Raw genomic sequence first — 665 nt, 5'->3', positions numbered from 1 at the left:
TTGTATCTGTTCCTGATACTCGAGTATAAGGCTGATGTAACAAGGCAGTAGTCAACGCTATCAGTTATCAATAACTTCTATGTATTACACATTACTACAGATTACCGCATTGTCTCTTGCCATCGTCTATATCATGTAAGGGTATAGTAAGGTTATGGATATTTTTGTCTACCATTGTAGTATCAGCAGTCGATTGGCCTATTCCTTTTCCTTCCATACTACACATTGCTTGCTTTAAAAGGTCAATATTAACTTCTGAAGTAGTATTTGACATTACCTTTTCTATAGCTTGTACTTGTGCTGAGGCCTCATCTTTGAGGCATTGCTGCTCATAGATCTGTAATGCCGCTACAGCATCACCATGGCCATTTTTAGTGGCTAGATCCAAGGGAGTCATATCTTGGTATTTGTTCTTCACGTTTAGTAACGCTTTCAAGGTTTCTGGATCATTTTTAAAAATGGCTAGGAATTCATCTATAAGCTCAGCATGGCCCTCATTAGCTGCTATATGCAGGGGAGTATTTGCTGCTTTGTCTTTTGCGTTTATGACCTCCTTTAATGTTTCCTGATCTAAATATGCTAATAATCCGCCTAAAACAGTAGAATATCCCCTGAAAGCTATTAAATGTAAAGGTGTGAATCCATTATCATCCTTAGCGTTTATG

At 37.9% G+C, this 665-nt stretch carries 1 protein-coding gene; it reads right to left on the bottom strand.

Annotated elements, in window-relative coordinates; translation table 11 throughout:
- Positions 1–94: 94 nt before the first annotated feature.
- On the bottom strand, positions 95–665 hold a 571-nt coding region (locus MUW74_RS00380), incomplete at its 5' end, for an ankyrin repeat domain-containing protein (RefSeq protein ID WP_243553006.1).

The organism is Candidatus Cardinium sp. cBcalN2 (genome assembly GCF_022810445.1).
Lineage (GTDB): Bacteria > Bacteroidota > Bacteroidia > Cytophagales > Amoebophilaceae > Cardinium.
Note: the sequence above shows the minus strand (reverse complement) of the source record. Positions and strands in the feature narration are given on the sequence as shown.